This window comes from Massilia phyllosphaerae (genome assembly GCF_034659755.1).
In the GTDB taxonomy this organism is placed as follows: domain Bacteria; phylum Pseudomonadota; class Gammaproteobacteria; order Burkholderiales; family Burkholderiaceae_D; genus Telluria; species Telluria phyllosphaerae.
Window position 1 is genome coordinate 83515 of the sequence record NZ_JAXSQX010000003.1, and the last position, 12900, is coordinate 96414.

The 12900-nt window shown below is 66.6% G+C and carries 12 protein-coding genes; 6 read left to right on the forward strand and 6 right to left on the reverse strand.

The genetic code is table 11. From position 1 onward, the window contains the following. Positions 1 to 3: 3 nt before the first annotated feature. From U1H99_RS12965 to U1H99_RS12980, 4 genes are all read right to left on the reverse strand, one after another. On the reverse strand, positions 4 to 1554 hold the full coding sequence (locus U1H99_RS12965) for an HDOD domain-containing protein (RefSeq protein ID WP_323142161.1): 1551 nt from the start codon (positions 1552 to 1554) through the stop codon (positions 4 to 6). Positions 1555 to 1560: 6 nt separating this feature from the next. Beyond that, positions 1561 to 3204: a response regulator gene (locus tag U1H99_RS12970; protein WP_323142162.1), complete on the reverse strand. Its 1644-nt coding sequence runs from the start codon at positions 3202 to 3204 to the stop codon at positions 1561 to 1563. 173 nt (positions 3205 to 3377) lie between these two features. Continuing rightward, on the reverse strand, positions 3378 to 4373 hold the full coding sequence (locus tag U1H99_RS12975) for a J domain-containing protein (protein WP_323142163.1): 996 nt from the start codon (positions 4371 to 4373) through the stop codon (positions 3378 to 3380). Positions 4374 to 4446: 73 nt separating this feature from the next. Then, a complete protein-coding gene (locus U1H99_RS12980; RefSeq protein ID WP_323142164.1) occupies positions 4447 to 5595 on the reverse strand; it encodes a class I SAM-dependent methyltransferase in 1149 nt (382 codons plus the stop codon). Between the two features lie 72 nt (positions 5596 to 5667). On the opposite strand from U1H99_RS12980, the gene U1H99_RS12985 reads away from it, so the two are divergent. The 4 genes from U1H99_RS12985 (at position 5668) to U1H99_RS13000 (ending at position 9338) form a co-directional block, all read left to right on the forward strand. Continuing rightward, complete coding sequence (locus U1H99_RS12985) at positions 5668 to 6438, forward strand: SDR family oxidoreductase (RefSeq protein ID WP_375341617.1); 771 nt, start codon at positions 5668 to 5670, stop codon at positions 6436 to 6438. Between the two features lie 11 nt (positions 6439 to 6449). After that, positions 6450 to 6848: a dihydroneopterin aldolase gene (locus U1H99_RS12990; RefSeq protein ID WP_323142166.1), complete on the forward strand. Its 399-nt coding sequence runs from the start codon at positions 6450 to 6452 to the stop codon at positions 6846 to 6848. After that, positions 6845 to 7777, forward strand: a complete 933-nt coding sequence (gene ttcA / locus U1H99_RS12995) for a tRNA 2-thiocytidine(32) synthetase TtcA (RefSeq protein ID WP_323142167.1) — start codon at positions 6845 to 6847, stop codon at positions 7775 to 7777. The genes U1H99_RS12990 and ttcA overlap by 4 nt, the downstream gene beginning before the upstream one ends. A gap of 244 nt (positions 7778 to 8021) precedes the next feature. Then, positions 8022 to 9338 carry a sugar MFS transporter gene (locus U1H99_RS13000; protein ID WP_323142168.1) on the forward strand — a complete coding sequence of 439 codons (1317 nt, stop codon included), beginning with the start codon at positions 8022 to 8024 and terminating at the stop codon, positions 9336 to 9338. Positions 9339 to 9426: 88 nt separating this feature from the next. Here the strand turns inward: U1H99_RS13000 and U1H99_RS13005 are convergent, their stop codons facing one another. Together U1H99_RS13005 and U1H99_RS13010 are read right to left on the reverse strand one after the other, a co-directional pair. Further along, the gene (locus tag U1H99_RS13005; protein ID WP_323142169.1) at positions 9427 to 10308 is read right to left on the reverse strand and encodes a glycosyltransferase; all 882 of its coding nucleotides are present in this window, start codon (positions 10306 to 10308) and stop codon (positions 9427 to 9429) included. Then, positions 10305 to 11153 (reverse strand): class I SAM-dependent methyltransferase, encoded by an 849-nt coding sequence (locus U1H99_RS13010; protein WP_323142170.1) that lies wholly within the window; start codon positions 11151 to 11153, stop codon positions 10305 to 10307. Before U1H99_RS13010 ends, U1H99_RS13005 begins: the two co-directional genes overlap by 4 nt. Positions 11154 to 11325: 172 nt before the next feature. On the opposite strand from U1H99_RS13010, the gene U1H99_RS13015 reads away from it, so the two are divergent. Both U1H99_RS13015 and U1H99_RS13020 read left to right on the forward strand, forming a co-directional pair. After that, positions 11326 to 12141 carry an ABC transporter permease gene (locus tag U1H99_RS13015; RefSeq protein ID WP_323142171.1) on the forward strand — a complete coding sequence of 272 codons (816 nt, stop codon included), beginning with the start codon at positions 11326 to 11328 and terminating at the stop codon, positions 12139 to 12141. Between the two features lie 12 nt (positions 12142 to 12153). Then, positions 12154 to 12873 (forward strand): ABC transporter ATP-binding protein, encoded by a 720-nt coding sequence (locus tag U1H99_RS13020; protein ID WP_141835898.1) that lies wholly within the window; start codon positions 12154 to 12156, stop codon positions 12871 to 12873. Positions 12874 to 12900 lie beyond the last annotated feature (27 nt).

Sequence of the window (12900 nt, forward strand, 5' to 3'; positions counted from 1 at the left end):
ATCTCAGGCGCCGCCGGACAACGCCGCCAGCACCTGCCCCTTGAGCGCCTTGATCAGGGCGGTCTCGTCCGGCGGCACGCCTTCCGGCGCCGGCACCGCGCGGTCCGCGTAGAACAGTCCCAGCTGCGCCTTGCCGAGTACCAGCGGCAGCACGATGAAGCTGCGCGCGTCCGGCAGCAGGGTCTTGTGCCAGGCCGGCAGCAGGTCGCGGATCTTGGGGCTGGCCGCGTCCGCGATCATCAGGTCGGCATCGTTCTCCATCGCCAGGTGGAAGAGGTCGCGGCTGGAGACGGTGGAAAAGGCAAAGCCAGCCTGCTGCCCGGCCCGCGCCGCGCCGAAGGAGACGCGCGCCCGGAACTGGCCGGCCCTGGGGTCGCGCAGCACCACGGTGGCGAAGCGGAAGCCCAGCGCCGTGTACAGGGTCTCGAGCACGGCGCGCACCACGTCGTTGACCTTGCCCTGGCCCGAGGCGCGCAGCTGGGTCACGTCCTGCACGCCGGCCAGCAGCAGCTCGCGCGCATTCTTCGGCTTGCCGCTCGGGTGGCTGCCCTGCTCTTCCTCGCCGTTGCCGAGGGTGGCCAGCAGCAGCACGTTGGGCAGGCCGCCGCGCTCGCCTTCCTTGTCCTCCTGCGGCCGCGGCAGCGGCTCCAGGTTCATGCTCTGCAGCAGCGCGCTCATTTCACGCGCGACCGTGCCGAACAAGTCGTCGAGCTGGCGCCCATCCAGGTTGAGGGCAGTGCCGTAGCGCGCCAGCAGGGCCTGCGCCTGGGCGCTGCCGGCCGGGTCGGCGCCGTGGGCCAGCAGGCGCGCCACGTCGAGGCTGAACGAGGCCACCTGGCGCATCCATTCGCCGCGGTTCAGCGCGGTCTTCAGCACGCCTTCCGGCAGCGCGCGCTGGGCGCGCAGGATCACGTCCGGGATCTGCCACTCGGCCAGCACGGCTTCGGACAGCGCGTCGTAGCTGCAGCCGAGGATCATCTGCGCGGCCTGGGCCGGCGTGTGCCTGGCGCCGGCGCCCAGCGCGTTGATCTCGCGATAGCGCTCGTGCGCATGCGAGGCCACCAGCAACGGTCCCAGGTTCTTGAACAGGGCGCCGATCGACGCTTCCTCGGCGCCCTGGTAAAAGCTGTGGCGCGCCATTTCGCGCCCGACCAGGCTGGCGCACAGCGAGGCTTCCAGCTCGACCCGCACGCTGTACACGTGCTCGCTGCTGCCGAGCGCATCGACCAGCAGCATCGCCAGCGCGGTGGTCTTGACGTTGTCGAAACCGAGCAGCGCAATCGCACGCGAGATCGTGGTCACCGAGGTGCCGGACGCGGTACGGTACTTCACCGTGTTGGCCAGGCGCAGGATGCGCTGGGTCAGTGCGACGTCGGACAGTACGTAATAGGCGAGGTCGTGGGTGCCCTGGTCGTCCGAGGACGCCATCTGCACCACCCGTGCGACCGAACTGCCGAGGGCGAACATGTCTTCGTCGCCGCAGACCTTGTTCAGCAGCGCGGCGCGCACCCGGCGCCGTTCCGATGCATCGTCGAGAGTAGCAGTATTGGCCATGAAACCTTACCCGGCTTTCTTCGGTTGCGCGGCCTGCGGACCCTTGCCGTACTTCTTGAGGATCTGCTGGTGCAGCCCGGCCAGCGCCGGCAGCTTCGGGTTGACCGGATCGAGGCGGCGCACGCCGGCGATGTAGCCGAGCGCCTGCTGGCCGAGGCGCTCGTCCCAGCCGCCGTTGTCCAGGTATTTCAGAACGGCCAGCGCGGCGTTGAACACGACTTGCGGATTGTCGGGCAGCTTGCCCACGGCTTCCTGCATCAGCACCACGGCGCCCTTGAAATCGCCTTCGCGCGCGCGCGCGGCACCGCCGGCGACCAGGTCGACCACCTGCTGGCGGCTTTCCTGCGCCAGCTTCTGGGCCAGCTCGGCCTGGCCGGCCTGCTCGAACACGGCCATCGCCCGCGCGACCCCGGCGCCGTTGCGGGCGTTGCGCATGACTTCGCGCACGACCTCGGCGGCGCCCTCTTCCATCCGGTTCTCGATCGCCACCCGGGCCAGCTCGAGCTTGAGTTCCGGACGCAGCTCGGGCGCATCGCGGCTGCCGGCCAGGGCGCTGGTTAGGGCTTCGTTCAGGCGCGCTTCGTTGCCTGTGTACTCGTGCACCATGCTGGAAGCGATCGCGCTGCAGACGGTGGTGTGCTTCTGGAAGGCCATCGACTTGTCGAGGTCGCGAATCACCGCGGCGGCCTGCACCGGATCGCCCTTGCGCACCAGGGTCTGCACCAACAGGACGTGATCTTGCGGATCGCGGAATTCGGAATACTTGGCCTTGCTCACAACCTGCTTCAGGATCTTTTCGGCGGTGTCGTTGTCACCGGCTTCGAGCGCGGTTTCGCCCAGCTTGCGCAGGCGCCGCACCGCATGCGGCGACACGCCCACGGCGTCGGTGAGCACTTCCTGGGCCTTGTCGAGCGCGCCGACCGCCTCATGGGTGCGCGCCAGCCAGTCGTAGGCGTCGACGAAGTTCTTGTTGCTGTCGACCAGGTTTTCCAGAAGGTCCTGGGCTTCGTCATAGCGTTCGCGCAGGAACAGGGTCTTGGCCAGACCCAGCCGCGCCCAGGCGATCGCCTTGGTCTCGATCAGCTTGCGGTAGAGCGGTTCGGCCTGCTCCGGCTCGCCCAGGAACATGTGCAGCTCGGCGCGCAGGCGCATGAAGTCGACCAGGTAGCGCGGGTGCTGGGCTTCGCCGGCCTGGCAGGCGTCGATCGCTTCGCGCTGGTTGCCCGCCTCCATCAGGCGGTACACCGGCACGAACACGTTGCGCTTGTCGAGGGCGCGCGCGATGCGCTCCAGCAGGCGGTCGGCGGTGAAGGGTTTCAGGATGTAGTCGGTAGGACCGAGTTCGGCGGCGCTGACGACCTTGCCGTAGTCGCCCTCGGCCGTGACCATGAAGAACATGGTCGCCAGCGGCATCAGCTTGTAGTGGCGGATGTCTTCCAGCAGCTGCTGGCCGTCCTGGCCGCCCTCGAGCCCGTATTCGCACAGGATCAGGTCGTAGGGCTTGCTGCCGAGGTGCTTGATCGCCTGGTTGGAACTGCCCACGTGGTCGACCTTGCTCAAGCCGCACAGGGTGAGCATGTTGTGGATGGTCGCACGCATTCCGGCATGCGGCTCGATGATCAGCGCGCTGAGGCCGTCAAGTTCATTCATGGTTCCGGTCGTTTCCGTATTTGCCTGCGTCGGGCCTCGCGGGCTGCATGGGCCCGCTTCTAGACCAGTATATTACGTCCAGGAATCAAATTACTTGAATCGGCAAGGGGTTGACGAGAGGAAATTCCTCGAAAAACCACACTTTTCGGCGGAAATGAAATGAAGGGCGGGATTCAGGCCAGCGCCGGGCGGCGCACACCGGTGCATTCGGCGCGTGCTGCGCCGACCAGGATGTTTTGATAGCGCACTTCGTACTTGCCGGCGGCCAGCTTGTCGATCAGGAATTTGGTACGGCCCAGCACGTAGGCATGGCGCACGTTGGAGCGGCGGTCGAGGTCGTACAGCTTGACCAGCACCGGCGATGGATTGTTGCTGTTATCGACCAGCACCTGCATCTCCTCGCCCTGGTTGCCGAGCGGGTAGCCGTCGATGTAGCCGGACTGGGACGGCCACGGCTCGCCGTTCGGCGATACCTGGCTTTGCAGGTCGGTGTCGCAGTCCGGGGCGCGCGCCGGCACCACCAGCTGGGTCACGGCGAGCGCCTTGACGTCGGCCGGGACGTCGGACTGGCCGGCCGGCCGGGCCCAGCCGTCGCTGCCGGAGTCGGCGGGCGCGTCGGCCGCCGGCGCCGGGACTGCGCCCGAAGCGGCGACGGCGGCCACCGCGGCAGCCGACGAGGCCGACGAGGCCGATGCAGCCGCTGCGGCCGGCGGCTTGCCGGCCCAGGCCAGCGCCGCCGGCAGCGCGCGCGGCGGATCGGACAGCAGGAAGGTCAAGCCAGCGCCGCCGGCGAAGAACAGCAGCATCGCGCCCCACCAGCGCGGATCGCGCAGCACCTGCCAGCGTGCCGGCGCCTCGACCTGGCGCGGTTCCCAGTGGGCGTCGCCGCGCGGCTTGTCGCGGCCCTCGTCGCCGTGGGTGCTTTCCAGCCACTCGACTTCCCACTCCTCCGCCGCGATCCAGTCGTCGTGCTCCTTGCGGCGCACGGGATCGGACAGGATGTTGTAGGCGGTATTCACGATCGCCATGATGCGGGCGGCGCGCTCGTCGCCCTGGTTCTTGTCGGGATGGTATTTCTGGCTCAACGCCTTGTAGGCCGCGCGAATGACTTCCTGCGGTGCATGGCGCGACACCTTCAGGTTGTCATAATGGGTATGGATCTTGGCCATGGCTCGAGGTCGTGGTTACTTCACAGGGGCGCGCAGTACAGCATAGCCGTGTTTGTGTCCAAAACGCAAGATATCACAGGCGGTGCGAACGGTCGGCGCGGACGATCGCCGGATCGAGTTCGACATCCTTTCCGACCACCAGCACCTTGAACAATTCCCCCATCTCGGCCGGCGACACCAGCTTTTGCACCGCCTTCGATTGCGGCAGGTAGCGCAGCGCATCCTCGGGATCGGTACGCATCAGCAGTTCGCCGATGCCGGCGGCCAGCAGGAAGCTGGCCTGGCTCATGTAGCCCAGCACCGCGAGTCCGGCATCCTGGGCGGCCAGCGCCATCGCCGTGAAATCGACGTGGGAGGTGATGTCCTGCAGGCCCGGCAGATAAAAGGGATCCGGATGCGCATGGTGGCGGTAATGACACATCAGCGTGCCGCCGCTGCGCTCGTCGAAATAATATTCGTGGGCCGGGAACCCGTAGTCGACCAGGATCGCGGCGCCCTTGCCACCTTCGAACATGGTGGCCAGCGAGCGCATGAAGCCGCAGGCGACCGGGTGGACCTCGGTCAGGTAACCGTCCTGCAGCGTGGCGGCGTCCGGGATCTGGCGTTCGATCTGTTCCAGCAGCGCCGCGTCGGCCTCGGCCGGCAGCAGCGTGAACGCACCCTCGCGGATGCCGACCATCTGGCGCCGCCATGCGCTGCCCTCCTTGACCACCAGCTCGACCGGCATCGCATCCAGCACTTCATTGCCCAGCACCACGCCGCGGAAGGCATCCGGAAAGCCGCTGAGCCAGCGCACCTGCGGAAACTCCTTGAGCGCTTCCTGCTGGCGCGCCTGCAGTTCGCCGGACAGCTCGACGATCGTATAGCTGTCGACCTGCACGCCCATGGCTGCCAGCGCGTTCAGCACGTCGCGCGCCAGTTTGCCGGTGCCGGCGCCGAATTCGATGATGTTGGGCCCACTTTGCGCCATAATAGCGGCGGCCGCGCGCGCCAGCGTGGCGCCGTACAGCGGGCTGATCTCGGGGGCGGTGGTGAAATCGCCATCCTGGCCGAGCTTGGCCGCGCCGCCGCTGTAATAGCCGAGCCGCGGCGCGTACAGCGCCAGCTCCATGAAGCGCGCAAAGGGAATGGCGCCGCCTTGTTCGGCGATCTCGGCAGCGATGGCTTGCTGCAGGGCTTGGGACGCGGCCAGCGCGTCGCTATTCGGTGCGGGTAGGGACATCCGGCCATTGTAGCCAACATCACCACGGATCAACAACGCGGCGTCCCCCGGCGCCGCATCGACAAGATGAGTATGCAAGGACAGGAACACGCGCCGGTCGCGCTGGTTACCGGCGCCGGCCGCCGCATCGGACGCGCGATCGCGCTCGGCATGGCGCAGGCCGGCTGGGACGTCGCGGTCCACTACCGCCAGTCGGAAGCCGAGGCGCAGGAGGTGGTGGCGGCGATCCAGGCCCTCGGCCGTCGCGCCGTCGCCCTGCATGCCGACCTGGCCAATGAAGCCGCGGTACGCGCCCTGCCCGGCCAGGCGGTCCACCTGCTGGGCCGCCTGGATTGCATCGTGAACAATGCCTCGTTGTTCGAATACGACAAGCCCGACGATTTTTCACCGGCGCTGCTGGCGACCCACATGCAGTGCAACGTGGCCGCGCCGCTGCTGCTGGCGCAGGCCCTGCACGCGCAGGTCGCCGACGGCGAGCAGGCCGTGGTCGTCAACCTGCTGGACCAGAAACTGTACAATCTCAACCCGGATTTTTTGTCGTACACGCTGTCCAAGGCGGCGCTGCACACCGCCACCACGCTGCTGGCGCAGGCGCTGGCGCCGAAGCTGCGCGTGGTCGGCGTCGCCCCCGGCATCACCATGGTGTCCGGCGACCAGAGCGAGGACGGTTTCGAGCGCGCCCATACGGTGACGCCGCTGGGACGCTCGTCGACGCCGCAAGACATCGTCGACGCCGTGTGCTATGCAGCCAAAGCGACGGCCCTGACCGGCACCACCCTGCTGGTCGACGGCGGCCAGCACCTGGTGCCGCTGCAGCGCGACGTGATGTTTTTAACTAAATAAAGGTAAGTCCTATGTTGTCCGCCCTGTCCCACCCGCAGCTGCGCGATTGCCGCCGGCTGTTCCTGCGCAATTACGAAGTCATGATCAACATCGGGGTGCACGACTTCGAGAAAAAGGGCGAGCAACGCGTCCTGATCAATGTTGACCTGTACATTCCACTGGCTCAATCGACCCCGAAGGACGACCAGCTCGAGGAAGTGGTCGACTACGACTTCATGCGCGAGACCATCGCCCGCCGCATGGCGCAAGGCCACGTGCAGCTGCAGGAAACCCTGTGCGACGACGTGGTCAAGGCGATGCTGGCCCATCCGCGCGTGCGTGCGGTGCAGGTGTCGACCATGAAGCCGGACGTGTATCCCGATTGCGAAGGCGTCGGTGTCGAAGTATTCCAGATGAAGGATGGAGCATGAGTGAAGTGATTGAGCAGCAGGCCGCGCAGGCTGCGGACAAGCAGGCTGAGAAGCAGGCTTACGAAAACAACAAGCTGCACAAGCGCCTGTGCCGCCTGGTCGGCCAGGCCATTGGCGATTTCAACATGATCGAGGATGGCGACAAGATCATGGTCTGCCTGTCCGGCGGCAAGGACAGCTATGCCCTGCTCGACATCCTGATGACGCTGCGCGAGCGCGCGCCGATCAAGTTCGAGCTGGTCGCCGTCAACCTCGACCAGAAACAGCCGAACTTCCCGGCCGAGGTGCTGCCGGCCTACCTGGACAAGCTGGGCGTTCCGTACCACATCGAGAACCAGGACACCTACAGCATCGTCAAGCGCCTGATCCCGGAAGGTAAGACCACCTGCTCGCTGTGCTCGCGCCTGCGCCGCGGCATCCTGTACCGCGTCGCCGACGAACTCGGCTGCAACAAGATCGCCCTCGGCCACCACCGCGACGACATCCTCGAAACCTTCTTCCTGAACATGTTCTTCGGCGCGAAGATCAAGGGCATGCCGGCCAAGCTGGTGTCGGACGACGGCAAGCACATGGTGATCCGCCCACTGGCCTACGTGAAGGAAGCCGACACCGAGCGCTATGCGGAAGTGAAAGGTTTCCCGATCATCCCGTGCGATCTGTGCGGCTCCCAGGACAACCTGCAGCGCAAGCAGATCAAGGCGATGCTGCGCGACTGGGAAAAGAAACACCCGGGCCGCGTGGAAAACATCTTCTCGTCCCTGTCGACCGTGGTGCCGTCGCACCTGATGGACCGCGACGCCTTCGGCTTCGTCGACCTGAAGACCGATGGCGTCGCCAATCCGGACGGCGACATCGCCTTCGACGAGGAGCCGTGCTCGACGCCGGCGGCCTCGGGCTCGACCATCTCGCTGCAGCGCATCGATTCCTGAGACCCTGCGCCTGCCGCTGCAGGCGGTAGCGGCAGGCGCGCGTGGCGCCGCCCGCATCGGGAATCGCCATATCGACTGCTTGCCAGCTGTAGTTTGGCAAACATGAACAGGGTTTACGGCAAATTTTTTGGTGCGTTCCGCTTTGTGCAGACGCCACTAGTTGGTGCAATCGATGTAATATTCCTACTAGCTCGGCAATAAACTCAGGCCGAGCGATCCATTGCACCACTACCGGACCAACCCCATGCAAATCGGCCACCCTGCCGGCGCTGCCCAAACCCGCAGCACCTCCGCGCCCGCCCCCGTCAACGCCAATGCCAATGCCAATGCCAACGTTGCCAGCCTGCGCGTCTTCGTATTCGCCCTGTTCTTCATCTTCGGCGGCATCACCAGCCTGAACGACGTCATCATCCCCAAGCTGAAAGACCTGTTCACCCTGAGCTATGCCCAGGCGATGCTGGTGCAGTCGGCCTTCTTCGCCGCCTATTTCGTCGTTTCCCTGCCGGCCGCCGCCATCGTGCGCCGCTTCGGCTACATGCGCACCGCCGTCGTCGGCCTGCTGACCATGACCGCCGGCTGCCTGCTGTTCATTCCGGCGGCCTCGTCCGGCATGTTCGTCACCTTCCTGGCGGCGCTGTTCGTGCTGGCGGCCGGCATCACCATCGTGCAGGTGGTGGCCAACCCGCTGATCTCGATGCTGGGCGCATCCGATACGGCATCCAGCCGCCTGACCTTCGCGCAAGCCTTCAATTCGCTCGGCACCACGGTGTTTCCCTACGTCGGCGCGATGCTGATCCTGGGTTCGCTGGCCAAGGTCGACCAGGCGACGCTGAGCGGCGCCGCCCTGGCCGCCTACCGCGCGGCCGAGAGCCAGGTGGTGGTGCACACCTACCTCGGGCTGGCCATCGCCCTGGCGGTGGTCGCGGCGCTGGTCTGGATGAACCGCAACAAGCTGGTCGAGCACGCCAGCCCGGAAGGCAGCATCCTGAAGGCCTTCGGACTGCTCAGGCAGCCGCGCTTCGCCTTCGGTACCCTGTGCATCTTCCTGTACGTGGGCGCGGAAGTCGCGGTCGGCTCGCTGATCGTGAATTACCTGATGCAGGCCGACGTGCTGGGCCTGGGCGACGAAGCGGCCGGCAAGCACGTGTCGCTGTACTGGGGCGGCGCCATGGTCGGCCGTTTCCTCGGCGCCTATGTCTTGCGCATCTGCTCGCCGGGCAAGGTGCTGGCCTCGGCCGGCGCCATCGCCGCCCTGCTGCTGCTGGTGTCCGCCACCAATACCGGCGCGCTGGCCGGCTGGTCGCTGCTGGCCATCGGCCTGGTCAATTCCATCATGTTCCCGACCATCTTCACGCTGGCGTCGGAAGGCCTGGGCGAACGCGCGGCCGAAGGCTCGGGCCTGATCTGCATGGCCATCGTCGGCGGCGCCATCGTGCCGCTGCTGACCGGGTATGCGGCCGACATGTCGAGCCTGCGCATGGCGCTGGCCGTGCCCGCCGTGTGCTACCTGCTGATCCTGGTGTTCGGCTGGTACGCGCGTCGTCCGCTGCAGCGCTGCTGACGGATCGCGGCCCTCGCGGCCTTCTTAAACTACGGCCTTCATGGCCGTCTTCAACTACGGCCTTCAAGGCCGTCCTCGACTGCGGCCTTCATGGCCGCAGATCGTTTTCGGCAGGCGCCGGCGCGGCAGGCCGGCTGCGCGTCAGTCCCGCTTCCCGGAGCGCCCGTGCATTGATGCGGCCGCGCTCCGGATCGCGCACCCATCCCCACTTATTAAAATAGCGCACCGCCGACACCATGTGGTGCCAGAGCAGCCGCCAGTTGCGGTAGGAGCCGCGCCCGTAATCGTGGACGATGGCCACGTGCGGCACGAACACCGTGCGCGCCACGCGGCCGACCCGGCGCGACAGGTCGACGTCTTCGAAGTACAGGAAGAAGCGCTCGTCGAACAGGCCGACATGCAGCACGGTCTCGACCCGCATCAGCATGAAGCAGCCGGACAGCGCCGGCACGTCCATCACCTGGCTGTAGCCGCTGCCGTGCAGTTCGTAGCGCGCCAGCCGTCCGCTCGAGCGGTGCAGCTGCGGAAAGAAGCGGCGCACCGCCAGTTCCAGCGGATGCGGCAGCAGTTTGCAGAGCGGCTGCAGGCGGCCGTCCGGGTAATGCACGCGCGGTGCCACCAGGCCGACGTCGGGGTGGGCTTCCATGTAGGCGAGCAGCTTGCCGATGCCGTCCAGCGGCAGCTGCACGTCGGGGTTCAGCACCAGGTGATAGCGACTGCCGGCCGCGGCGGCCGCGTTCAGGGCCCAGTTGTGGGCGCGCGCATAGCCCGGGTTGTCCGGCTGGTGGCGATACACCGCGCCGGCGCGCCCTGCCAGGGCACGCAGCGCGTCGGTGCGCGAATTGTCGATCAGGTACACCAGCATGCCCGGCCTGGCCATGGTGACGCTGGCCAGCAGCCGTTCCACCTGGTCGGGTGGGTTGTGGTAGCAGACGATGCTGCAGCTGGCTTCCACGGCCGCCGTATTCATTTGCGCGGCTCTCGCAGGTGGAAGAACGCCATGTGCGTGAACCAGGCATCTTCCCAGCCGTGGCAGTTCGGATGGACTTCGGGCAGGATGCGCGGCCGGCCGTTGCCGCGCGAATCGGGCCGGCCGATCGAGATGTCGTGGAACCACAGTTCGACCTCGCCGAACCAGCGTCCGACATCGCCGACCACCTCGGGGATGTCCTGGGTGCCGAAGGCGACGTCGCACACGCTGTTGGTGCCGGCCGCATCCCAGCGGTTCTCGAACCAGCGCGCGTGCAGGCGGTCGAGGTGGTGCACGTCGAGCAGGAAGGATTCGTTGGCCGGCGGCGCCGCGGTGCGGCAGTACGGGTAGTACCTGGAGAAGAAGAACTGCAGCGTGGCGCAGCCGTCCGGACGCAGGATGCGCACGACGTCGTCGAGGATGGCGGCGCGGGTATCGTGCACGCAGATGTGCTGCAACGAGATCGCGCAGTAGGCGAAGTCGTAGCTGGAGGACGGCGCGCCGCCGCAATCGGTGCCGCCACTGAGGAAGATTTCCGAACCGGGCGTACGCGAGCGCGCCGCGCGCACCATTTTCTCGGAGATGTCGGCGCCGTCGACCTGGCGCAGCAGGCGCGCCATGCGCCGGATCATGCGCCCTTCGCCGCAGCCGATCTCGAAGCCGCGCGCGCGTGCCGGATCGGCCAGCACCGGCTTGCGGATGTCGCCGTAGCGGTGCAGCAGGTGGGTCTCGTACGGGAAATTCTCGTGATAGTCGTAATTGCCGACGAGGTCCTCGACCGTCTGGGAGGGTTCGTCGTAAAACAGTTTCTGCATGCTCGCATACTGTTTCAGGTAATCGCTCATTGCCTTTCCTCCACATCAAACATCGCAAGCATCGCAAGCATCGGGGCGTACATGAGTTCAGAGCGTCCGGCTGCTGGACGGTTGCAGCGGAATCGAGCCGGATTGCGCAAGATCAGTCGGCGCTGCCGAGGCTCCCGGACAATCTGCGCTTCAGCCACCCTGCCTGCATATCATGTTCCTGACTGAACGCAACCTCGGCCTGCGCAGCGGCAGCCCGGCATTGAGCGACCTCGGCCGCGCCATCCGGCTGCTGCACGTGATCGCCTTCATGGCCGCCGGCGACCTGCGCGCGCGCTACCGCAGGAGCGTGCTGGGCCCGTTCTGGATGACGCTCGGCACCGCCGCCGGCACCCTCGGCCTGGGGCTGGTATGGAGCGAGCTGCTGCACATCGACCGCGCCAGCTTCGTGCCCTCGCTCACCGCCGGACTGATCATGTGGCAGCTGCTCAGCGGCTGCATCGGCGAAGCCACCACCACCTACTGGCGCCAGAGCGCGATCCTGCGCAACCTCAGCGTCCCGCTGTCGATGCCGCCGATCCAGATGGTGCTCAAGCACCTGATCAATTTTCTTCACAACTTGCCGGTGCTGGTCGCCGTGCTCCTGATCTTCCGGCTGCCGCTCACCTGGGCCACGCTGCTGGCCGTGCCCTGCCTGGCGCTGGTGGCGGTCAACCTGCTCTGGATCAGCCTGCTGCTGTCGATGCTGGGGGCGCGCTTCCGCGACCTCGAATACGTGGTCAATGCGGCCATGCCGCTGCTGATGTTCCTCAGTCCCGTGTTCTACCGGCCCAGCTACCTGCCCTTCAACGGTCACTTCGTCTGGTTCAACCCGCTGAGCCACCTGATCGAGGTCGTGCGCTATCCGCTGCTGGGCACGGCGCCGCCCGGCTTCGTGGTGCTGACCACCTGCCTGCTGGCGCTGGCCGGCTGGCTGTTCACGCTGTGGCTGTTCAATGCCAAGCGCGACCGCATCGCCTACTGGCTGTGAGCGGATCGCGCCATGGCCCTGCTCGAATTCCACGATGTGACCGTGCAATACCCGGTCTACGACGTGCGCGCCAAGTCGCTGCGCTCGCGCCTGGTGAGCATTTCCACCGGCGGGCGCATCGAGCGCGAATCGTCGGGCGTGCAGATCGTCACCGCGCTGCGCGACGTCAGCTTCACGCTGCGCGACGGTGACGCGGTCGGCCTGGTCGGCCACAACGGCGCCGGCAAGAGCACCCTGCTGCGTACCATGGCCGGCGTCTACCAGCCGGCCTGGGGCAGCGTACGGCGCAGCGGCCGCATCGCCACCGTGTTCGAACTCGGTGCCGGCATGGACGGCGAACTGAGCGGGTACGAAAACATCCAGCGCATGGGCCTGCTGATGGGCATCGACCAGAGCGAGATCCGCGCGCGCATGGATGACATCGAGGCCTTCACCCAGCTCGGTCCCTTCCTCGGCCTGCCGGTGCGCACCTATTCGGCCGGCATGGCCACGCGCCTGATGTTCGCGGTGGCGACATCGACCCGGCCCGACATCCTGCTCGTGGACGAGGTCTTCGGCGCCGGCGACGCCGAATTCCAGGAAAAGGCGGCGCAGCGCATGGAATCCCTGATTTCCACCGTCAGCATCTTCGTGTTCGCCTCGCACGACAGCGCCGCCCTGAAACGCTACTGCAGCCGCTTCCTGCGCCTGGAACATGGCCAGGTCACGGAAATCGATGCGTCCGCACTTTGATCGAGCACGATAGATGTGGATCAGCAA